20 protein-coding genes and 1 riboswitch are annotated in these 20,744 nt (G+C 71.9%); of the genes, 8 read left to right on the top strand and 12 right to left on the bottom strand.

The window, feature by feature from the left end; genetic code table 11:
- Positions 1-21: 21 nt before the first annotated feature.
- Together DSC45_RS04105 and DSC45_RS04100 are read right to left on the bottom strand one after the other, a co-directional pair.
- The gene (locus DSC45_RS04105) at positions 22-420 is read right to left on the bottom strand and encodes a TOBE domain-containing protein (RefSeq protein WP_119287181.1); all 399 of its coding nucleotides are present in this window, start codon (positions 418-420) and stop codon (positions 22-24) included.
- 125 nt (positions 421-545) lie between these two features.
- The gene (locus DSC45_RS04100) at positions 546-977 is read right to left on the bottom strand and encodes a molybdopterin-dependent oxidoreductase (RefSeq protein WP_119287179.1); all 432 of its coding nucleotides are present in this window, start codon (positions 975-977) and stop codon (positions 546-548) included.
- A gap of 246 nt (positions 978-1,223) precedes the next feature.
- Positions 1,224-1,352, top strand: a riboswitch (cobalamin riboswitch).
- A 52-nt stretch (positions 1,353-1,404) separates the two neighbouring features.
- Here DSC45_RS04100 and DSC45_RS04095 point away from each other — a divergent pair.
- Genes DSC45_RS04095 through DSC45_RS04080 form a run of 4 tightly spaced genes read left to right on the top strand, consistent with a single transcriptional unit; the run spans position 1,405 to position 6,335 of the window.
- Complete coding sequence (locus DSC45_RS04095; RefSeq protein WP_240434447.1) at positions 1,405-2,964, top strand: ABC transporter substrate-binding protein; 1,560 nt, start codon at positions 1,405-1,407, stop codon at positions 2,962-2,964.
- A 1-nt stretch (position 2,965) separates the two neighbouring features.
- Entirely contained in the window at positions 2,966-3,913 is a 948-nt protein-coding gene (locus DSC45_RS04090) for an ABC transporter permease (RefSeq protein ID WP_119287175.1), read from the top strand.
- The gene (locus DSC45_RS04085) at positions 3,910-4,734 is read left to right on the top strand and encodes an ABC transporter permease (RefSeq protein ID WP_240434446.1); all 825 of its coding nucleotides are present in this window, start codon (positions 3,910-3,912) and stop codon (positions 4,732-4,734) included. Before DSC45_RS04090 ends, DSC45_RS04085 begins: the two co-directional genes overlap by 4 nt.
- Positions 4,731-6,335, top strand: a complete 1,605-nt coding sequence (locus DSC45_RS04080; RefSeq protein WP_119287174.1) for an ABC transporter ATP-binding protein — start codon at positions 4,731-4,733, stop codon at positions 6,333-6,335. The genes DSC45_RS04085 and DSC45_RS04080 overlap by 4 nt, the downstream gene beginning before the upstream one ends.
- A gap of 69 nt (positions 6,336-6,404) precedes the next feature.
- Here DSC45_RS04080 and DSC45_RS04075 read toward each other — a convergent pair whose 3' ends face one another.
- Complete coding sequence (locus DSC45_RS04075; RefSeq protein ID WP_119287172.1) at positions 6,405-7,604, bottom strand: cysteine desulfurase-like protein; 1,200 nt, start codon at positions 7,602-7,604, stop codon at positions 6,405-6,407.
- Positions 7,605-7,849: 245 nt separating this feature from the next.
- The gene (locus DSC45_RS04070) at positions 7,850-8,221 is read right to left on the bottom strand and encodes a VOC family protein (protein ID WP_119287170.1); all 372 of its coding nucleotides are present in this window, start codon (positions 8,219-8,221) and stop codon (positions 7,850-7,852) included.
- A 198-nt stretch (positions 8,222-8,419) separates the two neighbouring features.
- Here DSC45_RS04070 and DSC45_RS04065 point away from each other — a divergent pair, with 198 nt between their 5' ends.
- Complete coding sequence (locus DSC45_RS04065; protein WP_119287168.1) at positions 8,420-8,722, top strand: ArsR/SmtB family transcription factor; 303 nt, start codon at positions 8,420-8,422, stop codon at positions 8,720-8,722.
- Complete coding sequence (locus DSC45_RS04060; RefSeq protein ID WP_119287166.1) at positions 8,719-9,111, top strand: VOC family protein; 393 nt, start codon at positions 8,719-8,721, stop codon at positions 9,109-9,111. Before DSC45_RS04065 ends, DSC45_RS04060 begins: the two co-directional genes overlap by 4 nt.
- Positions 9,112-9,231: 120 nt before the next feature.
- Here DSC45_RS04060 and DSC45_RS04055 read toward each other — a convergent pair whose 3' ends face one another.
- The 3 genes from DSC45_RS04055 to DSC45_RS04045 form a co-directional block, all read right to left on the bottom strand.
- Positions 9,232-9,819 (bottom strand): histidine phosphatase family protein, encoded by a 588-nt coding sequence (locus tag DSC45_RS04055; protein WP_119287165.1) that lies wholly within the window; start codon positions 9,817-9,819, stop codon positions 9,232-9,234.
- 92 nt (positions 9,820-9,911) lie between these two features.
- Entirely contained in the window at positions 9,912-11,582 is a 1,671-nt protein-coding gene (locus DSC45_RS04050; RefSeq protein WP_119287163.1) for a pyruvate, phosphate dikinase, read from the bottom strand.
- Positions 11,579-12,199: a transcriptional regulator gene (locus tag DSC45_RS04045; RefSeq protein ID WP_119287161.1), complete on the bottom strand. Its 621-nt coding sequence runs from the start codon at positions 12,197-12,199 to the stop codon at positions 11,579-11,581. The genes DSC45_RS04050 and DSC45_RS04045 overlap by 4 nt, the downstream gene beginning before the upstream one ends.
- 62 nt (positions 12,200-12,261) lie before the next feature.
- Here DSC45_RS04045 and DSC45_RS04040 point away from each other — a divergent pair, with 62 nt between their 5' ends.
- Complete coding sequence (locus tag DSC45_RS04040; protein ID WP_346426643.1) at positions 12,262-13,389, top strand: TetR/AcrR family transcriptional regulator; 1,128 nt, start codon at positions 12,262-12,264, stop codon at positions 13,387-13,389.
- Positions 13,367-13,495 carry a hypothetical protein gene (locus DSC45_RS36770; protein WP_276145439.1) on the top strand — a complete coding sequence of 43 codons (129 nt, stop codon included), beginning with the start codon at positions 13,367-13,369 and terminating at the stop codon, positions 13,493-13,495. Before DSC45_RS04040 ends, DSC45_RS36770 begins: the two co-directional genes overlap by 23 nt.
- Before the next feature lie 45 nt (positions 13,496-13,540).
- Here DSC45_RS36770 and DSC45_RS04030 read toward each other — a convergent pair whose 3' ends face one another.
- The 5 genes from DSC45_RS04030 to DSC45_RS04010 all read right to left on the bottom strand — a co-directional run bounded on the left by DSC45_RS04030 (position 13,541) and on the right by DSC45_RS04010 (position 20,736).
- The gene (locus DSC45_RS04030) at positions 13,541-14,491 is read right to left on the bottom strand and encodes a phosphotransferase (RefSeq protein ID WP_119287157.1); all 951 of its coding nucleotides are present in this window, start codon (positions 14,489-14,491) and stop codon (positions 13,541-13,543) included.
- On the bottom strand, positions 14,488-16,206 hold the full coding sequence (gene abc-f / locus DSC45_RS04025; RefSeq protein ID WP_119287155.1) for a ribosomal protection-like ABC-F family protein: 1,719 nt from the start codon (positions 16,204-16,206) through the stop codon (positions 14,488-14,490). Before abc-f ends, DSC45_RS04030 begins: the two co-directional genes overlap by 4 nt.
- 253 nt (positions 16,207-16,459) lie before the next feature.
- Positions 16,460-18,115: an acyl-CoA dehydrogenase family protein gene (locus tag DSC45_RS04020; RefSeq protein ID WP_119287672.1), complete on the bottom strand. Its 1,656-nt coding sequence runs from the start codon at positions 18,113-18,115 to the stop codon at positions 16,460-16,462.
- A 47-nt stretch (positions 18,116-18,162) separates the two neighbouring features.
- Positions 18,163-18,780 carry a TetR/AcrR family transcriptional regulator gene (locus DSC45_RS04015; RefSeq protein WP_119287153.1) on the bottom strand — a complete coding sequence of 206 codons (618 nt, stop codon included), beginning with the start codon at positions 18,778-18,780 and terminating at the stop codon, positions 18,163-18,165.
- Positions 18,781-19,128: 348 nt separating this feature from the next.
- Positions 19,129-20,736 carry a VWA domain-containing protein gene (locus DSC45_RS04010; protein ID WP_119287151.1) on the bottom strand — a complete coding sequence of 536 codons (1,608 nt, stop codon included), beginning with the start codon at positions 20,734-20,736 and terminating at the stop codon, positions 19,129-19,131.
- Positions 20,737-20,744: the final 8 nt, after the last annotated feature.

Raw genomic sequence — 20,744 nt, 5'->3', positions numbered from 1 at the left:
GCCCCTGGTGAGATCGGTCGCTCAGGTGCGGTCGATGTGCACGTTGGTCGACTTCACCCGGGCGGTGGCCTGCATGCCGACCTCGAGACCGAGCTCCTCGACGGCCTCGCGGGTCAGCAGGGACACCAGACGGTGCGGGCCCGCCTGGATCTCCACCTGGGCGGCGACGTCGCCGAGCTTGACGGCGGTGACGATGCCCGGGAAGGCGTTCCGGGCCGAGGTGTAGGAGGCGTCCTCCTCCTCGGTGTTGCCGGTCCGGCCGACCTCGATGGAAAAGGCGGCCAGATCACGGCCGTCGATCAGCCGACGGCCGCTGTCGTCGCGGTGCGTCTTGACCCGCCCGGCATCGGCCCAGCGCCGCGCGGTGTCGGGGCTGACGCCCAGCAGCCGGGCGGCCTGACCGATTGTGTAGGACTGCATGTGCGACACGGTAGGCGTGTTTTCCTGGCATTTACAACTCTCCGGAGGATTCTCCGGCGCAGGTGCTGGGCGCTATGGAGGATTCACCAAGACTTCCGGGCTCGGCGGTGGGAAGTCCGGATCGTTCAGCGCGCGGTGCCGAGCGTGATCCGTCTGATGCCGCTGACGTAGCGCGCCCCGCAGCGGTCGGTGGGAACCACCAACTGGCTGCCCTGGGCGTCGAGTTCCCGTCCGTCGAGCTCCGTGGCCAGTAGTACGGGCGCGTTCCCGAAGTCCTCGTCGATCTCGGCCCAGGACAGTACGGTGCCGTGCCCGTCCTCGCCCGTGACCTGGAGGAGGAAGCGGGAGCGGTTCCTGCGTCCGGACGCGTCGAATCCCGGTCCGGCCGCCGCGATCACCTCACGCAGCAGCGGACCCCGGAAGGTGTGGTGCCGCGGACCGCTGGTCGCGCAGTGGAAGGTCACGGCCGCCTCCCGTGCGGGCCATCGGTGGCGGAGGTCCGCGACCGTCAGCCGCACCTGCTGGTCGACCGTGCCCATCACCACGAGTCGGCTCATCCTCGCCCCCTTCGTCGCGGACGGCGTCCGCCCGGCCGGTACGTCACGCTGCCGAGATCGAGGATGCCAGGAGAAATGGCGGATGCACATGGCGCATATGAGCCGACTTCGAGAAGAGCCCTGGCAAGTGCAACACCGTACGTGGGCTGGGAAGTGCCACCATGGCGCGGCCCACCCGTACCCCGGCGGCCCCGCGCCCGGGCGTCCCCACCCCGTACGCCACAATGTGCGCACGAGGCGACGGGGACCAGGAAGTCGGTGTGAATCCGACGCGGTCCCGCCACTGTGACCGGGAAGCGACCCTCCGGCGTGCCACTGTCCGCAGCTGCGGACGGGAAGGCGGCGGCGAGCGATGATCCGGGAGCCAGGAGACTGACCCGTCGCCGGTCCGACGTCAGGGGCGAGGAAACCCCGGAGAGGATCGACCGTGGCGACGCGTGCCCGGACGGAGTTCGACCGCCCCGAACCCACCAGAAGAGGGGTGCTGGCCGCCGGCGGCGCTCTGGCCCTCACCTCGACAGGCCTGCTCGGCGGGTGCGGCGGCGACACCGGCGACGGGGGAGAGGGCGACAGGTTCCGCGCCGCGTTCACCTCCGGTGGCTCGCAGGAGACCCTCGACCCGCACGTCGCGCCGAACTTCGTCGACCAGGCGCGGGCCAAAGCCCTCTACGACACCCTCGGCACCTACGCCGACGACATGTCGGTGCGCAAGCGGCTCGCGGAGTCCTGGGAGAGCGACGCCTCCGGCACCCGGTGGCGCGTACGCCTGCGCAAGGCGCAGTTCCACGACGGGGGCCCGGTCACCGCCGAGGACGTGCTGTACAGCTACCGGCGCGCCGCCGACCCGGACACCGGATCGCCCTCCCAAGTGCTGCTCTCCGCAGTCGACTTCGACGCGAGCAAGGCGGACGGGAAGCGGTCCGTCGTCTTCGTACTGAAGGCGCCCAACTTCGAGTTCCCCACCGTGTTCGCCGGTCCCGGCACCGAGATCATCCCGGACGGGACGACGGACTTCCGCGAACCGGTCGGCTCCGGGCCCTTCACCTACGTGTCGTTCACCCCCGGCGGCACCGCCCGCTACCGGGCGTGGGCGGACCACTGGGACGGTGCGCCGCGCATCGCCGAGCTGGAGATCGTCCCCGCGAACGAGGAGTCGGCGAGGCTCAACGCCCTGCTGTCCGGGCAGGTGCACTACGCCGCCGACATGGCCGGGGCTTCCGTCGAGCGCCTCGAGAAGGACAAGTCTGCCCGGCTGCTGACCTCGAAGCGAGCCACCGCCCAGCAGTTGCTGCTGCGCACCGGACGCAAGCCCTTCGACGATCCGCGGCTGATACGGGCCGTCCAACTGGGTATCGACCGCGAGGCGTTGGTGAGGATCGCACTGGCCGGACACGGCGAGCCGGGCAACGACCTGTTCGGCATGGGGCTGCGCGGCTATCCGGACGGTCTCGAAGCCCGCGAACGCGATCTCGCGCAGGCTCGGAAACTGGTGAAACAGGCCGGTGCCGAAGGCCTGCACATCACCATCCAGACCAGTTCGGTGGACGCCGCATGGCAGCCCGCCGCCGACCTGATGGCACGTCAACTCAAGGAGGTGGGTCTGAAGGTGACGGCCAACACCCGAGCCTCCAGTACCTACTTCAGCGAGATCGAGACGAAGGGCGTCGCAGCCTTCAACACCACCTCCACGCTGCCCGTCTCCGACTTCCTGCAGCAGCGGGTCCGCGGGGGAGCCGCCCGGAACCAGACCGAATACGTCTCGGAGAAGTTCGACAAGCTCCTGGACCGTGCGCGCACCACCCGTGACGAGCAGGAACGCCTGGCCCTGCTCGCCCGCGCGCAGAAGATCGCCCGGGACGAGTCGGGTCTGCTCGTCTGGGCGTTCTCCGATGCCGTCGACGCCGTCGGCTCCTCCGTGCGCGGACTGCGTGCCGCACCGCCGAACTCGCACGACTGGGCCCGCTTCGACCGGGTCCGTATCTCCTGACGTGCGCGGGTACGTCCTGCGGCGCACACTGCTCGCCGTCGTCCAGTGCCTGGTGGTGCTGGTCGCGGTGTTCGCCGTGGGGACGCTGCTCCCCGGTGACACGGCGGACGTGCTCCGCGGCGAACACGGAACCCCGGAGCAAGTAGCAGCACTGAGAAGTCAGTTGGGCCTGGACGAGCCTGCGCTGAGTCGCTTCGTGCACTGGCTGGCCGGCCTGGCCGGCGGAGACCTCGGCACGTCACTCACGACCGGACTGCCCGTCGGCGACGACATGGCGCGCCGCGTCGGGGCCACCCTGCTCCTCGGCGTACCGGCGCTGGCCCTGGTCACCTTGCTCGCACCGCTGCTCGGCACCGCCTGCGGTCTACGGGAGGGCAGCCGCATGGACAGGGTGCTGAACGCCACGGCCGTACTGCTCCATGCCGTACCGGAGTTCGTGCTCGCCCTGTTGCTCGTCGCCTCCGTGTCGCTCGCCGCAGGGCTGCTGCCGGCCACCGCCGTCGGCATGGACACCGCTGCGCTGCAGGCGCAGCCCAGCGTGCTCGTCCTGCCCGTCGCCGTTCTGACCGCCCGTCATCTGTGTGATCTGGCACGGCAGATCCGCGTCGGCGTGGCAGCGGAGCGGCACGGGCCGGTCGCCGGGCATCTGCGCCTGCTCGGCATGCGGGAACGCACCGTCGTACTGCGCCATGTCCTGCCGAACGCCATGGGCCCCGCCGCCCAGCAGTACGCCCGGTGTGTCGAAGGGCTGCTCGGCGGCGCGGTACTGGTGGAGGCCGTGTTCGGCTTCCGCGGCCTCGGGGGTGGCTTCGTCGAGGCGGTGGAGAACCGCGATCTGCCTCAAGTCCAGGCGTACGCCCTGCTGTTCACCGGCACGGCCGTGGTCGTGAACCTCCTCGGCGACCTCGTCGCCCACCGCCTCGCGCCGCGACGGGAGGTCATGGCATGACCGCACCACAGGCGATGGCCGCCGCGCGCCGGGGCCGCCCGTGGGCCGCTCTGCTGCTCCTCGCCGTACCCGTGTCCGCTGCCGCCCTGGGCCCGTGGCTGGCGGGTGACGCGACACCGGGACCGGGTGCGCTGCCGTCCCGGCCGCCGGGTGCGGGACACCCGCTCGGCACCGACGTCCTGGGCCGTGACGTACTGGCCCTCGTGCTGCAGGGTGGCGCCTCGGTCCTGGCCAGTGCCCTGGGCGCGCTCCTGATCGGTGCCGTCGCTGGGGTGCCGCTCGGCCTCCTCGCGGCGGGGCCGCGCCGAGCCTTCGACGAGGGCGTGATGCGCGCCCTTGACCTGCTGCTCGCCTTTCCCGGGCTGCTGGTCCTGATGACGTTGGCCGCCACCGGACACCGTGACCGGTACTGGCTGGTGACGGTCGCCGGACTGCTCCAGGTGCCGGCCGTGGCGCGCCTGGTCCGTGCGGCCGCGCTCGCGCCCGGCACTCGGACGGTCGTCGAGGCGCTGCGGATGCAGGGGCACGGCTGGGGGTACATCCATCTCCGGCACCTGGCGCGGCAGTTGACCGCTTCGCTGGTGACCGACTTCGCCGGACGGTTCTCGGTGGTGCTCTATCTGCTGGCGTCCGCGAACTTCCTGGGCCTCGGACTGCCCCACTCCTCCCCGGACTGGGCCGTCCTCATCGAGCGGAACAGCGACGCGCTGTTCACCCAGCCCGCCGCGGTGCTGGCACCCGCCGGGCTGCTGACGGCGCTGTGCATCGGAGGCAACCTCCTCGTGGACCGGGCCCTCGCCCGGCAGAGGGAGCCGCGGTGAACACGCCCGTTCCTCAACTCCTGAACGTCCCCGAGATCTCCGCGCACGCCGACGGTGCCCCGCGGCCCCTCCTGGACCGCATCGCGCTCACCGTCGAGCCCGGTGTGGTGCTCGCAGTGGCAGGCCCCTCGGGCAGCGGCAAGACCACGCTGGGACTCGCCGTGCTCGGCGCCGCGCGCAGCGGCGTCGAACTGGACGGACAGGCCCGCCTAGAGGGCACGGATCTGCTGCGTCTCACGCCCGCCGCGCGAACCCGGCGGCGCGCCGGCCGCGCCGCGCACCTGCCTCAGCACCCGGCGACCGTCCTCGACCCCGTGCGCCGAAACGGCAGTGCCCTGACGGAACTTGCCGCCCTCGGCCACACGGGACGCGCGCCGCGCAAGGCCGCCGCGGAACGGGCGCTGAACGCCGTCGGCCTGGACCCGGCAGCGGTACGCCGACGTTTCCCGCACCAGCTCTCCGGCGGCCAGCAGCAGCGCCTCGCACTCGCCTCCGCCCTCGTGACGGGCGCACGTCTGCTGGTGCTCGACGAGCCGACGAGCGGCCTCGACCCGCTGCTCACCCGCGACCTCTCCCGCACCGTGCGGGCGCTCGCGGACGACGGCACGGGAGTGCTGCTCCTCAGCCACGATCTGCCGTTCGTGCGCGCGACGGCCGACCGTGTCGTCGTCCTCGATCACGGCCGGGCAGCGGACTCGGGACCGACGGGCGAGGTGCTCGGCTCCGGCGACTCCACCGAGCGTCCGCACCGGCGTGTGCGACCGCGGGCCACCAGGGACCTGTTGGCTGCGGAACATGAACTGGGGGACAGATCAATGAAGTTGGAGGATCCCGAAGGGGGCACCGCGTCCGGCTCGGAGGTGGTCGCCCAGGAGGTCGTCGTGCGGCGCCGGTCCGGCGATCCGCTGGCCGGCCCGGTGTCGATGGCGTTCCCTCCCGGCAGCAGGACCGCGCTGCTAGGCGCCTCCGGCTCGGGCAAAACCACCTTCGCCCGGGTGCTTGCCGGGCTGACCCCGCCCACCTCGGGCGAAGTGCGGTTCGACGGCCGCAGGATCCCCGCCCGCATCGACCGCCGCCCGCCCGCGGAGCGCCGCCTCGTGCAATACGTACACCAGAGCAGTGCCGACTCCTTCGAGGACCACCGGCCGGTCCACGCCCAACTGGCCGATACGGCAAGGTTGTTGAGAGGGCTCGGCGTCGAGGACGCGACCGCCGAGGCGGTCGTGACCGCCCGCGCGCTCGGCCTGGACGAGACACTGCTCCACCGCACCCCCGGCCGGCTCTCCGGCGGCCAGCTTCAACGCTGTGCACTGGTACGGGCTCTGACGGCCCGTCCGTCCCTCCTGATCTGCGACGAGGTGACGTCGGCCCTGGACACGATCTCCCGCCGCCGCGTACTCGGCGCACTGCCAGGGTTGTTGGCGCCTGCGGGTACGGCCCTGCTGTTCATCAGCCACGACTTGTCCGCCGTACGGGCGCTCACGGACCGGGCCGCGCTCTTCGAAGCCGGGCGCTGCGTCAGGCGCGGTCCGGTCGACGGCGTACTGCCCGCCGGGTGGATATCCTCGCCCGACGGCGACCTGCAGGGTGAGCCGATCTGAACGCACCTGACTTGCGAAAACCTGGCCCGCGACGGGCCCGCCCCGCCCGCGCGTACGCGCACCCGAGCCTCAGACGAAAGACCCCAGACCGTCGAGCAGCCGCTCCACATCGTCGGCCGAGTTGTACGGCGCGAGGCCGACACGCAGCGCCGGATCCGTCAACTTCAGTGCGGTGAAAGGTTCGTACGCGTAGAAGGACCCGGCGGGAGCGACCACATCCCGTGCGGCGAGGTGGCGCTGGGCCTCACGGGCGTCACGGCCGACGAGTGACATGAGGACGGTCGGGGTGCGGTCGGCCGCCCTCGAGTGGACGGTGACGGCGTCACCCAGGGCGCCGAGTCCGGCCTCCAAGGCGCCGCGCAGGGCTCGTTCGTGTGTGTGCAGAGCGTCGAAGAAATGGGTGAGCCGCTCCCTGCGTGTGGAGCCCGCGCGGGGTGCGAGGGTGGCGAGGAAGTCCACGGCGGCGGTGGCACCGGAGAGGATCTCGTACGGCAGCGTGCCGAATTCGAAGCGCTCGGGCACGGTGTCGGTGGACGGCAGGAGCTTGTCGGGGTGCACCGTCTCGAGGAGTTCGGGTGCGGCCGCGAGCACGCCGCAGTGCGGACCGAAGAACTTGTACGGCGAGCACACGAACAGATCCGCACCCAGGGCCGGTACGTCCACCGGACGATGTGCGGCGTAGTGCACACCGTCCACGTGGACCAGGGCGCCCACCGCATGTGCGCGATCGGCGATCTCGCGGACGGGCGGAATGGTGCCCAGCACGTTGGAGGCGGCCGTGACAGCGACCAGCCGCGTCCGAGCGGACAACACCCTTTCATAGGAGTCGAGTTGGAGCTCCGTGGTCTCGCTGTCCAAGTCGATCCAACGCACCGTCACTCCGCTGCGCTCGGCCGCCTGGACCCAGGGCCGGACATTGCAGTCGTGGTCGAGACGGCTCAGGACTATCTCGTCGCCGGCCTGCCAGTCCTTGGCCAGGTGTCGTGCGAAGTCATAGGTGAGCTGGGTGGCGCTGCGTCCGTGCACGATGCCGGCGGCGGGTACGTGGAGCAGGTCGGCGTACGCGGCACGGAAGTCGGCCACGGCTGCCTCGGCGTTGAGTTCCGACGGGCTGATGGTGCCGCGGTTCGAGAGAGGGCCGGTCATGGTCGAGGCGATGGCCTCGACGACGGAGCGCGGGGTCTGGGTCCCGCCAGGTCCGTCGAAGAACGCGATGCCGGACTCCAGGGCGGGGAAATGAGCCCGAAGAGCTGTGATGTCGAGGGTCATGGACGGTCCGTCCCTTCGTCGGATACCCGGCGCAGGACGACGCCGGGCCGGCGGCGCAGGGCCCGGCGGACGGCGTCGCGGATGGTGAACCGTACTGACCGGGCCCGGCCGTTGCTCACGATAACTTGCGGAACGAAAAGCAACAGGCCGTGGCCGAGGTCGGGGAGGGTGCGGCACTGTCTCCCACGGCCTCCTCGGGCCGCGCGGCTTCTTCGGGCGACGGGTCGGAGCCCGGCCGTCGGCCGTCACTCGCGGCACAGGCAGAACGGATGGCCCGCCGGGTCCGCGTACACCCGGAAGCCGCGCTCTCCGTCGCGGTCGTCGAGGTCCAGCGGCATGGCGCCCAGCGCGAGTACCTGCGTCTCGGCGCTGCCCATGTCCTTGACGTGGAAGTCGAGGTGCAACTGCTGGGAGTTGTCGTCGCCGCGGGGCCACCGGGGAGGGCGGTGTTCGGGGGCGCGCTGGAAGGCGATGCGGTGGCCGCCCGGCGCGTAGAGGTCGTACCAGTCCTCGCTGTCCTGCTGGATCTCCCCGCCGAGCACCGCGGCATAGAAACCGGCGAGTGCGGCGGGGTCGGGGCAGTCCACGACCACCAGGCAGTAGTCGGCGACGGGCATGGTGACTCCTTCTCCGTACGGCTGCCGTACGCAGGCGTACTGCTGTCGTGGTGCGGTCGTGCGTCCGCCTGTCTCTGCTGCGGGGGCGGTCGACGGTGTCGCGCGGCCGGGTTCCCGCGGGCGCGACTCTCATGCCCTCGAGGGGCCGGTCCGTCACCCGACTTGATAGGCAAGCCATAACTTGCCTATGCTGTCCATGTGGCCGACGACCTGTTCAAAGCACTGGCCGACCCCACCCGCCGCACGATCCTTGACGAGCTGACGGAGAGCCCCGGGCAGACACTGTTCGAGATCTGCTCGCGGCTGAGCATGAAACACGGGCTCGGACTGTCGCGCCAGGCGGTGTCCCAGCACCTTGCCCTGCTCGAGGCTGCCGGGCTCGTCGAGACCCGGCGGGAGGGTCGCTACAAATTCCATGACCTGAACACGGCACCGTTGCGGCAGATCGCCGAGCGGTGGCCCGTACCGAAAGATTCCGCACCCGAGGAGAGCACCCCATGAAGATCCATATGACCAGCGTCTTCGTCGACGACCAGGCCGCGGCGCTGCGCTTCTACACCGAGGTTCTCGGCTTCGTGATCAAGCACGACGTCCCGGTGGGCGAGGAGCACCGCTGGCTCACCGTCGTCTCTCCCGACGACCCCGACGGCACCGAGCTCCTCCTCGAGCCCGCCGTCCACCCGGCCGTGAAGCCCTACCGTGACGCACTCGTCGGTGACGGGATCCCGCTCGCCCAGTTCGCCGTCGAGGATGTGACCGCGGAGTACGAACGCCTGCGTGACCTCGGTGTCCGGTTCACCCAGGAACCCGTGGAGATGGGCCCCGTCACCACCGCCGTACTCGACGACGGCTGCGGCAACCTCGTCCAGATCGTCACTCAGCCGCGGTAGACGCGCGCCGACACGGTCAGGCCCGCGAGCGGTGTGCCCACGGCCTTATCGCCCGGCCGCGACGGCTCGCCGGGCACTCGCCACGCCGGGCGCCAAGTCCCGTTCACCCCATGGGTGTTGTCAGGGCCACACACCCGCGCGGAAGCCCGTCCAGCGGAGTTCGGGCGTCAGGTGCCCCATGTCGTTGTAGAGCAGTACGGTCGGGGCCGAGGTGGAGCGGTACTCGATGACGGTGAGTGCGGCGTTGCCGCAGTTGAGGCCGAGCCAGCGTTCCACGGGGGCGTCCAGGGCGTCACGGACCAGCCAGGCCACCGGATAGGCGTGGGTGATCAGCACCTCGTGCGTCTCCTGGTCGGCGGGGCGGGCGAATCGCGTGGTGAGAGCGGTGGACCGGCGCGCTGCCTCCGCAGCCTCCGCCGCGCTGTACCCGTCGAAGAACGGTGCCCACTCCGCGGGCGGCTGCGCCGGCACGTACGGGATGTGATCGATCAGTTCGGTCGCTTCCCGTACAGCCGCGCGTGGCAGCCGGTCCCCGATGATCTCCGCGGAGCGCACGGCTCGGGGCAGTGGCGAGTGCCAGACGGTGTCCACCGGGAGGTCCGACAGGCGGTGGGCGAGCAGTTCGGTCTGTCGTTGTCCGGTCCCGGTCAGTTCACCGAAGGGGTCGGCGGCTCCGTGCCGGGCCAGATAGATGCGCCGAGTTGCCATGGATGCTCTCCTTGCTCGGGCGTGACGGGGGGTCTCCTCGGGGGCGCGGCTGCCGCCCGTGGTGCGCAGCCGGGGGGAGCGGCATGCGAGGTTCAGCGCGCTCGGAGTACGGCGTGCGCGGCCTCCAGGCGGCTGATCTCGTCGCACGGGGAGTGGTCCGAGGCGGCGTGTGCGATACGACCGGAGATCTCGTCGCACGGGGAGTGGTCCGAGGCGGCGTGTGCGATACGACCGGAGATCTCGTCGGCCCAGGTGAGCAGCCGGGACAGCGAGCCCCCGGCCGGGTTCTCGACGATGCGTGGGGCGCCGAGGACGACTTCGCCGCCGGTTCCGTCGATGGTGACCAGGGTGCCGTCGGTCACGGTGCGTCCGCCGACCGTCATCGAGCCGGACCCGGAGTCGACGCGGAGGCCGACGACGCCGACGACCGCGGGTCTGCCCATCGACCGGGCGACCACCGCCGCGTGGCTCGCAGGGCCGCCGCGCGCGGTGACGATCCCGGCCGCAGCGGCGAGTCCGTGCATGTCGTTCGGGGACGTCTCCGGGCGGACCAGGATCACCGGCGCGCCCCGGGCCATACGCACGGCACCTTCCGCGGTGGTTGCCACGCGCCCCACCGCCACACCGGGGCAGGCACCCACCCCGCGGGCGAGCACCTCGGTCTCGGGGGACGGTGCGACGCGCGGCGTACGGGCGTGCCGGAGGTGGCCGGGAGCGACGCGGAGCAGCGCCTCGCCGTGGTCGATCATCCGCTCGTCGGCGAGTTCGGTGGCGAGGCGGACGGCCGCGCCACCCACGAACCTGCCGGGTCGGACCTGAAGCAGCCACAACTCGCCTGCCTCGAAGGTGAATTCGACGTAGCAGGCATCGCGGTAGTGGGCCTCGATCCGGCGGAGCGCGCCGAGGAGCTCGCTCCACACCTGCGGCTCCCGCTCGGCGAGGTCCCCGAGTGGCCGGGTCGTCGTACTGCCGGACACGACGTCCTCGCCCTGCCGCCCGAACAGCACCTCGCCGTACGGCGTGCTCCCGCCGGTGTTCGGATCGCGGCTGAAGGCGACGCCGGTCCCGCTGCGGCCGTCGCGGTTCCCGAACACCATCCGCTGGACGACCACGGCGGTGCCGAGGTCCTCGGGGATCCCGTTCAGTGAACGGTAGGTGCGGGCGCGAGGGGTGTTCCAGGAGGCGAACACGGACTCCACCGCCCACTCCAACTGGCCGACGGCGTCGTCCGGGACGGGGCGGCCGCAGCGGTCGAGCACCAGGTCCTGCACCGCCCGCGCGGCGGCCCCGGCATCGCTCTGGTGCCCGGCCGTCACGCCGGCCACGTCCGCGTCGGTGACCGCGCCGGCGAAGCTCGTGAGGAACCTCAGCCGCGAGTCCTCGGCGAATCCCCTGTCACCCGTCTCCGCGGCCAGACCTTCGGTGGCCGCGGTGGTGAGACCGAGGTTGAGGACGGTGTTCATCATGCCGGGCATCGAGACGCCGGCGCCGGAACGTACCGACACGGCCAGCGGCGCCTCCGGGCCACCCAGCACGCGTCCCGTGCCGCGCTCCAACTCGCCCGCAGCTCGGACCAGTTCATCCCGCAGACCGTCAGGTGCGCGCCCGTCCCGCAGAAAGGCCCGGCAGGCCGCGGCGGTGATGACGAAGCCCGCCGGCACCCGGCAACCGAGGCGATGCAGGAGCACGAGCCCGTGCGCCTTGCCGCCCAACTCCTCGGCCGGTTCGTCCGGTTCGGCGGACAGGTGGCGGATCCACTTCATCGCTGCAGCCCCAGGGTGGCCAGCAGGTCTTCGTGCAGCTCCGCCCAGATCGTGTGGAACGAAAGGGTGCTGTCGGTGACGTACTCGAGCTCGCCGGAGCGGGCGCGGCCCAGTACATCGGCGAAGCGCACCCGGTACCGGCCGAACCGCGGGAGTGCCGCGGTCAGTTTGTCGAGTACCGGCTCGGCTCGCCGGTCGAGGTCCGCGAACAGGTCAAGGACATGTCTGTCGTAGGTGGCATCGCGGTGGTCGTTGGCGGTCAAGACGCCGTCGACGGGCCGCAGTTGCCAGGCTCGGCAGAGGTCGAGAAGCTCGGGGTTGAGCACCAGGAACCGCTCGTACGCCGCCGCCACGGTGTCGCGTGTGGCGGCCGAATCCAGCTCGTCCCGGATCCGCAGGGCCGCGGCCGCCCGGCCGGCGTCCGTGAGGCTCCAGTAGGGCATGTCGCGAGACATACGGGTCACGAGCCCCGCGGCACCGAGATCGATGAGCTCCGACTCGACGTCGAACGGGCCGACGCCGGTGACGTGGCCGATGCGGTCCGTACCGCAGGCGCCGGCGCAGCGCAGGGCGTGCAGCACGAGGAGTCGGGTGTCCTGGTCGTGGGGCGGGCTCACTGCTCGTTCCTCCAGTGTCCGAGAAATTCGGATGACGTCATCATCCGGATGCCATCTGTATCATGACACGGCCCGATGGAAGGCAGGTACGGATGGTGCGACTGACCCGCGCACAGCAACAGGAACGGACCCGTGCCGCGGTGCTCGTCGCCGCCCGCGCGGAGTTCGCCGAGCGCGGCTTCGCCGACGCCAAGGTGGACCGGATCGCGGAGCGCGCCGAACTGACCCGCGGCGCCGTCTACTCCAACTTCACGGGCAAGCGCGCCCTGTATCTCGCGGTGCTCGCCGCAGCGGCCGAGCAGGACCGGGCGATCGCGGAACCTCCCGCGAAGTCACCCGCCGATGCCGAGCAGGCGCTGAGCGCCTTCGCCCGGATCTGGCTCGAACGGCTGCCCTTCATCGGCGACACCCCCAGTCAGGGACACCTCCAGCTGCGCTCGCTCTCGGGAGTCGTCGCCGGCGAACCGGCCCGCGAGGCGCTGGCCGAACTCGCCCGTTTCGAGGCCCAGTTGCTCGCCCTCGCGCTCGAGCCGCATGCTCCACTGCGGACCGGAGCGGTCCGGCGCGCCGCACTCGCCCTGACCCTGTTGCACGGCACGGCGAGCCTCGCCGAGAACGCCCCCGGCGTCCACGACCCCTTCGACATCGCCCGTGCCGCCGGACATCTGGCCGCCACGCCCCTGACCGACGACGCCGATCCGCCCCATCTGCCGTACGTCGCACCGGCGGCTGCCACCAGCGCGGACTGGGAGGCGCCCGGCGGTCTCGTGGACGAGGTCACCGGGCGTCCGGTCGATCTGGACGAGGACGCGATGGTGGTCGTCCTCGGCGTGCGCCGTCTGTCCGCAGTCGGGGACGCACTGCGAGACGCGCCCCAGGGTGAAGCCGTGACCTGCGTCGTCGTGACGGGGGACCCCGCCGAGACGGGCCGTCTGGCCCGCCTGCGGATCGTCGATCTCGTCGCATGTCTGCTGCGGGTGTTCCCCCCGGAACAACTGCCGCGCCTGCGCATCGTCCTCGACGACGCCGGTACGGTCCCCGCAGCGATCGGCCTCGACGCTCCGGACGACCTCACCGAGGCCGCCGTCCGCTGCCGGGACGGCCTGATCGTGGCCCGCGCGGAAGGGCGCGGCGCGGGCCACGCCGTGGCCGTCCACCGAACCAGGGATGACGACGGCCGCCGGCACTGACGAGGCGGGGGAGCAGGGCAGCTGGGGCGCTGACGCGGTCAACGCCGCCGTGATGCGTACCGTCGCAGCGACCTCCGCCGGCACCGCCGCGGCCGTAGCCGACTGACAGGGGCCCGCCCGACGGACGTACGCCGGACGGGCTCCCCGCTGCTCAGCCGGCCAGACCGCCGGCGAACGGCATCGTCCGCCACTGGTCGATGGCCGGCTTCATGTACTCCTCGAGGACGGGCAGTTGCGGCACCAGCGTGAGCACGGTGATCGCGCGCAAGCTCCCCAGGGCATTCACGAAGCGCAGCACGTCCCCCCGCAGCGGCCGCAGACCGGCCCGGCGCGCACCGCGGTCGTACGCCGCCTCCAACTCCGGTCCGAGCGAGGCCAGATCCCACTCCACGGGGCCGAGCGTGATCATCTCGAAATCGGAGTAGAGGTCGCCGTCCACCCCGTGGAAGATGTTCGCGGGCGGGGAGTCGCCGTGCACCGGCTGCACCTCGACACCCGGGAAGGCCTCCTCGAAGACGGCCCGGGAGCGCACGAGCGGCTCCAGGACCCGCCACTCCCGTCGCGCCCGTTCCAGGTCCTCCCGGGTCACGAGCACGGGCTGCTGCTCGAGAAGCGTGAGGCCCTCCGTGACGAACGACGGCTCCGCGGCGGACAGGAAGGACAGCTTCCCCGGATACGCGCGCAGCGCGGCATGCAGCGCCGCCACGCTCTCGGAGTTCGCCACGTAGTCGGGCTCCTTGCCGGAGTCCTCCGCGAGGTGCGTCCAGAAGGTGATCGAGAATCCGTCCCGCTGCACGGGCTCGCGCGGGACCAGTGGGCTGGGCGGGATCACGGGCGTGCCCTGCTCCGCGAGCCACTGCGCCACATCCAGCTCGTCCTGCTGCCGGTGCGACAGAGCGGCCGGATCCGGAGCCGAGGGCAGGACCACGGGGATGCGGGCCACCACCGGGGAGGGTGCGAGATGCACCACCACGGAGAACAGATCGTGCAGCACCGTCGCATCGGTCACGGTGAGCCCGAGGTCGCGCCCGGCACCGACCGCCGCGTCGACGGCGGCTGAGGTCCGGCGGGCGAGGTCCTGGGGTGTGGCTGATCCGGTCATGATCGGGTCGCTCCGTTTCCTTGAAGGGGTGTCGTCGTCGGTGTGCTGACGCGGCCGTCGTGCAGTTCGAGCCGATTCCCGGGGAAGTGGTCGCGGAAGCCGCGGTCGTGCGAGACCGCGACCACCGGGCCCGGATAAGCCGCGAGTGCCGCCTGAAGGTCCTCCACCAGGTCGAGGGCGATGTGATTCGTCGGTTCGTCGAGTACGAGCAGGTCCGCCGGGCGCGTGACCAGGCGGGCGATCTGCAGCCGGCGCTGCTGCCCTGCGGAGAGCGCCGCGACCTCGACGAACAGGTCCTCCTCCCGGAACAGGCCGAGCGCGAGGAGCTGTTGCGCATGGTCCTCGGCCGGACCCGGGAGTCCGGTCGCGAAGGTCGCGAGCAGGGAGCGGCGCGTGATGCGCGCCGGCAGCTCCTGTGCCAGGTAGCCGATCCGTGCGGGGCGCCGCACCGTGCCGGCGTCCGGCTCGAGGTCACCGGCCAGGAGGCGCAGCAGTGTGCTCTTGCCCGCGCCGTTCCTGCCCGTGACCAGCAGCCGCTGCCCTTGCGAGAGAGTCAACACGCCGTCCAGGCGCAGCCGTTCACCGACCCGTACGCCATCGAGGCGGGCGACCGTGCGGTCGGCGCCGGCTGTGCGAAGCGCCTCCGCGTCGGCCTCGCGCGCCGTCGTCGGTGCGGCCGTGAACCGCAGGGGTTCCGGCGGTGCGGGCACCGGGTTGCGCTGCAGCTGGGCGAGGCGCTCACGGACCGCGCGCACCTGCCCGCCGAGCTTCGCCTCGTGCGAACGGCGGTGCTTGCCGAAGCCCTGCCGAGGGTCCCTGCCCGTGCCGGACAGGCGTTTCGTGGCCGCCGCGAGCAGTTCCTCCGAGCGGGCCAGCTCCTCGAGCCACTGGGCATGGTCCTGCACCGCGCGACGGCGGGCGGACGCCTTCGCGGAGCGGTAGCCCGCCCAGCCGTCGCCGTACCGGTGCACCGTGCGGGAGTCCCGGTCGACCTCGAGGATCGTGGTCGCGATGCGTTCCAGGAACCCGCGGTCGTGGGTGACCGCGACGACGGTGCCGCGGTGCGCGCGCAGATGCTCCTCGAGCCAGTGCACGGCCGATGCGTCGAGGTGATTCGTCGGCTCGTCGAGGAGCAGCAGCTCGGGTGCGGCGGCCAGGACGCAGGCGAGCGCGAGCCGGGACTGCTCACCGCCGGAGAGCGAGCCGAGCACGCGGTCGCGGGTCACTCCGGTGAGTCCGAGACCGTGCATGGCGGCGTCCAGACGGGCATCCGCCCGGTAGCCGCCGCGTTCTTCGTACGTGGTCAACAGCTCGCCGTACGCGGCGAGTTCGTCCGGTGAAGCGTCGCCGAGGCACTTCTCCGCGGCCTGGATCCTGCGCTCCATGTCGCGCAGCTCGGCGAGGGCGAGGTCGACGGCGTCCTGCACCGTGCAGACGGGATCGAGATCCAGGGTCTGGGCGAGATGGCCCGTGCCGCCGGGGAAGACGACGGTGATCTCGCCGAGGTCCGGCGCCTCCGCGCCCGCCAAAAGGCGCAGCAGGGTGGACTTGCCCGAGCCGTTCTCGCCTACGACGGCGGCCTTCTCGCCCGGCCGGACGGTGAAGGAGACCTGGTCGAGGACGCTACGGGTGCCGTAGGACTTGGTGACGTCCCTGACCGACAGCTGGGCCACGGAAGCGGGCACGGTGGAATGGATGGGGGCGCGTTCGCGCATGGTACTTCCCCTGCGATGGGTGGGGTCTACGGGCAGCAGAAACGGCCACGAAGGCCGTACGGACGGCTACGCGGGCCGCATGGGCGGCGGCGAGCGCCGTCGAGACGGCGACACGAAGGCCGTGCCCGGACTCAGAGAAAGTAGAAGAAGACCATGGGCCCACCATAGCAAGACGGCTCGTCTCGTCTCCAACGGATTGTGGGCCACAGTGCACGGAGGTCCGAACCGGCAGGTCAGCGGGAGGCCGGGCCCGTCAGCAGGGCAGCCGCTGCAGCACGCCGTCGAGATCGGTGTCCGCCGCCAGCGTGCCGAACGCCAGGCCGCGGTCCCCGGCGAGCCGCGACGCACAGAACGCGTCGGACACCGCGTGCGGCGCATGGCGTACCAGGAGCGAGCCCTGCAGCACCAGGGCCGCACGCTCGATCACCCGACGGGCCCGCAGCGGCGCGTCCTCGGTCAGTACCAGCCGGTTCCGCAACTCCCGCCACGCGACGTCGAGCCGACGGTCCGCGCCCGCGGCCGCCTCGATCTCCGCGCGGAACGCGTCGAAGGACTCGGGCTCCCGCGCGAGCGCCCGCAGCATGTCGAGTGCGTTGACGTTCCCGGAGCCCTCCCAGATGCCGTTCAGCGGGGCATCGCGGTACAGGCGCGGCATGCCCGAGGCCTCGTCGTACCCGTTCCCGCCGAGGCACTCGAGAGCTTCGGCGACGGCAGCGGGCTGCCGCTTGCACACCCAGTACTTGGCGACTGCGGTGGCGAGCCGGAGGAAGGCGCGTTCCGTGGAGTCCCCGCGCTGTGCGCGGTCGACAGCCCCGGCCAGGCGCAGCCCCAGTGTGGTCGCCGCCTCCGACTCCAGGGCGAGATCGGCGAGCACATTGCGCATCAACGGCTGGTCGATCAGCTCGGCCCCGAACACCGAGCGGTGCCGAGCATGATGAGCGGCCTGCGCAAGCGCGGCACGGGTCCCCGAGGCGGATCCGAGGACGCAGTCCAGACGCGTCATCGTCACCATCTCGATGATGGTGCGCACCCCCCTGCCCTCCGCACCCACCAGCCAGGCCACGGTGTCGTCGAACTCGGGTTCACTGCTGGCGTTCGAGCGGTTGCCGAGCTTGTCCTTCAGACGCTGGATGCGGAACGTGTTGCGGCTGCCGTCCGGCAGGACACGCGGCACGAGAAAGCAGGAGAGCCCGGCCGGAGCCTGCGCGAGCACCAGGAACAGGTCGTTCATCGGGGCGCTGGTGAACCACTTGTGACCCCGCAACCGCCAACTGCGGTCCGGCTGCTCGGCGGCCGTCGTGGTGTTGGCGCGCACATCCGTGCCGCCCTGCTTCTCCGTCATCCCCATACCGGCGAGCAGCCCCTGCTTCTCGCCCGGAGTGCGCAGCCCGGGATCGTACGCACGGCTGGTGAGCAGTGGTTCGTACGTCTTCGCGAGGTCGGGGGAGTGGCGCAGGGCCGGGACCGCGGCGTACGTCATGGAGATCGGGCAGCCGTGTCCGGCCTCGGTGCCGCTCCACACCATGAACCCGGCGGCGCGCGCCACGTGGGCCCCTGGCCGCTCGTCGGCCCAGGCGCTGCCGGCCAGGCCCTCGCGCACCGCGACGTCCATCAGTGCGTGGTAGGAGGGGTGGAAGTCGACCTCGTCGATGCGATTGCCGTAGCGGTCGTGGGTGCGCAGCTCCGGTTCGTACCGGTTGGCCTCGTCCGCCCAGCGCTGCACCTGCTCGCTGCCGGCCAGCCGACCCGTACGGTGCAGGTCCTCCAGGCACCACTCGGCGCCCTCACGGGCCACGCCCTCAAGGAGGACCGGGTCGTCGGCGACGTCGTGGCCGGTCAGCGGCGGAGGCTGATTGGTGACCTCGTGCGTCACTGCGGTGGGGTTGCTGTGCGGCGTGGCGGCGGGCATCGGCCTCTCCTCTACGGCGTGGGCGTGGGCGTCCGAGCGGTCCGGCATCAGGGCGGCTCCGGCCGGGCGCCCGCGCAGCGCAGAGCCAGGGCGGTCAGCTCGGTGAGGAGTTCCCCGGCCTCGCGCGGCCGGTCGGCGCCGAGCGGGTCCACGAGCACCTCGCCGACCGCGCCCGTCAGCGCGGCCGCGGTGATCCGCCCGTCCTGGCGCGGAAGGAGGCCCGCGTCGATGCCCTCGCGGACGACGTCGGCGAACAGGGCCTGGTAGCGACGGCGGTAGTCGAGTCGTTCGGCCCCGACGGCCGGTTCCGCGGGAGCGACGAGCAGCGCGTGGGCGAGACCGCGGTTCTCGAACGCGCGCCGCGCGAAGACCTGCACTCCGCGGGCGAGCCGCTCCACCGCGGTGCCGTCCGGGCTCTGCAGCACCTCGGCCAGCACCTCCACCTCACGGCCCGCCGCCCGCCGGAACACCTCGACGGCGAGCGCCGCCTTGGACGGGAAGTGCTGGTACACCGAACCCGCGGCGATCCCCGCGGCGTTCGCGACCGCCGTGACGGACGCCTGCGTCCAGCCCACCTCGGCGACGACCACGGTCGCCCGGTCGACGAGGCGCTCACGGGCCGCCTCGAGCCGGCGAACCTCGGCATCGGTCTTGCGGTAGGCCATAAATGAAGTGAACCATTGTTCAGAGCTTCGCGCCATGGCCGGATCCGGCGGTGCGATCTCGATCGACGTCTCGCGCGTCGACCGGGACGCCCTGTGCGGCTCATCCAAGTCGCCGAGACGGAGCGGAAGGTGCGCGAGCCGAAGACGAGCCGCATCGGCGTCGGCTGCTTCCCGTGGCCGGCGACACGTGTGTACGTCAACGGGGAACACGGCAGCGCGATGCTCGTCGCGGACCTCGACGCAAAGGTCATGCAGCGCTCGACGGCCAGGCGGGCAGCGGCCGACTCGGTCAGGAGAGCGCAGAGTTCGACGGCTTTCCCGGGCACCCGACGGCTCCGGACCCGATCCTCAGATCGCCCGGAACAGGTCACCCGCCGCCCGCACGTCCGTAAGGTCCTCGATGCTGCGCAGGTTGTCGCACAACGCGTCCAGGGCGCGGCCCGGCTGCGCGGCCTCCGGCGCGCCGACAGCGACCCCGAAGGCCCGGAAGCCGAGCGCCTGCTTGGCGTCGTTCCAGGTCCGCATCCACGCCTCGGTGACACCGCACTCCCCGTCGGTGATCATCACGATGTCCCCGCGCTGCCGGCCCTCGGTGTTGAACTCCGCCTCGAGCACGGCGACGGCCGCGGAGAGCGGCGCCCGATAGTTGGTGCCTCCGCCGAAGAAGTGCTCGGCGAACTCCAGGACCTGCTCGATCTCGGCCGGCCGGACTGCCGGGAATCGGAACACCTTCACCGACTCGGCGGACGAGAACAGCACGCCGACGAAGTCCCGCCCCGAGCGACGGGCCTGGTCCAGCAGCGCCAGGGAACACGCCTTGGCCCAGGCCTCCCGAGTGATCCCGCCGGGTCCCGACTCCTCCATCGAGTACGAGCAGTCGACGCACGCGATGATCGCGCCCTTGCCGGTGTCCTGCTCGCCCCGGCTGTCGTAGAGCATCAACCGGGACTCGGCGAGGCGCGCGGCGAACACGCTCCGCATGGCCGGGACTCCGAGGTGCGCCAGCTCGGAGGGGATCACCCAGGACAGGTCGTCGCCCAAGGTGATCCCGACCAGTTCGCCGCTGGCCTCCTCGACCTTGCGGGCACGCTCTCCCTCCGCCATCAGCCGGAAGCGGCCGATGAGGTCCGCGAACCGGCCGAGCCTTCCGGTACGCAGCTGCTCGGCGAGCCGTGCCCGCTTGTCGTACGGCATCCGCCCCAGCTCGCCCGGCCCGACACCCCACGCGCGCATCAACGCGCTCTCCTCATGGGCCTGTTCGGCGGCGTCCGCAGTGGATCGCCGCGCATCCGCCCGGATGCCGGGAGCCGCCGCGGCGATCGCCTCTTCGGCCTGGGACGCGGACTGCTGTGCGGCGGCCTCCGCGCCCTCGGCCGCTGCCGACGCCCGGGCCACGCCGTCGGCCGCACCGTCCGCGACGGTGCCGTCCGAGGCGGCGTCACCCGCGGCCTCGTCGAGCGCGCCGGCCACGGCAGCGGCCGCCCGGCCGGCCTCCTCCCGCGCCCGCTGGGCCCGAGCCGCCCGCTCCGCGACGTCGGCGGCCCGCTCGAGCATCCGGCGCAGTGCCTCGCCCTGCGCCAGGACGGCCATCGCTGCCGCGTAAGGATCGCCCGACGTCTCGCGGTGCAGCTCCGCGAACTCCGGGCTGTTCTCGAGCGCCGCGACGATCTCGTGGTTGACCAGTCGTGACGGTGCCATCGCGGCCCGCTCGCGTACCCGCGGGGCGACCTTGTACGCGAGGAGGAACACGTCCGCGAGCAGGTCGTCGGTGTGGTCGTGGCGCAGGTTCAGGCTGCGGGCGAGCATGTGCAGCGCGGGTGCCTGGTCGCTCGCCTCACGCCAGGCCATGGCGTCGAACCGGTCCGCGACGACCGCCGAGTTCGCACCCGCCGCGGCCGACGGACCGAGCCATCTGCCCGCCCGGTCCGTCAGCTCTCGCAGTGTGTCGCGTGCCATCCCGGCTC

The sequence above is a fragment of the Streptomyces sp. YIM 130001 genome (assembly GCF_003574445.1).
Classification (GTDB): domain Bacteria; phylum Actinomycetota; class Actinomycetes; order Streptomycetales; family Streptomycetaceae; genus Streptomyces.
Note: the sequence above shows the minus strand (reverse complement) of the source record. Positions and strands in the feature narration are given on the sequence as shown.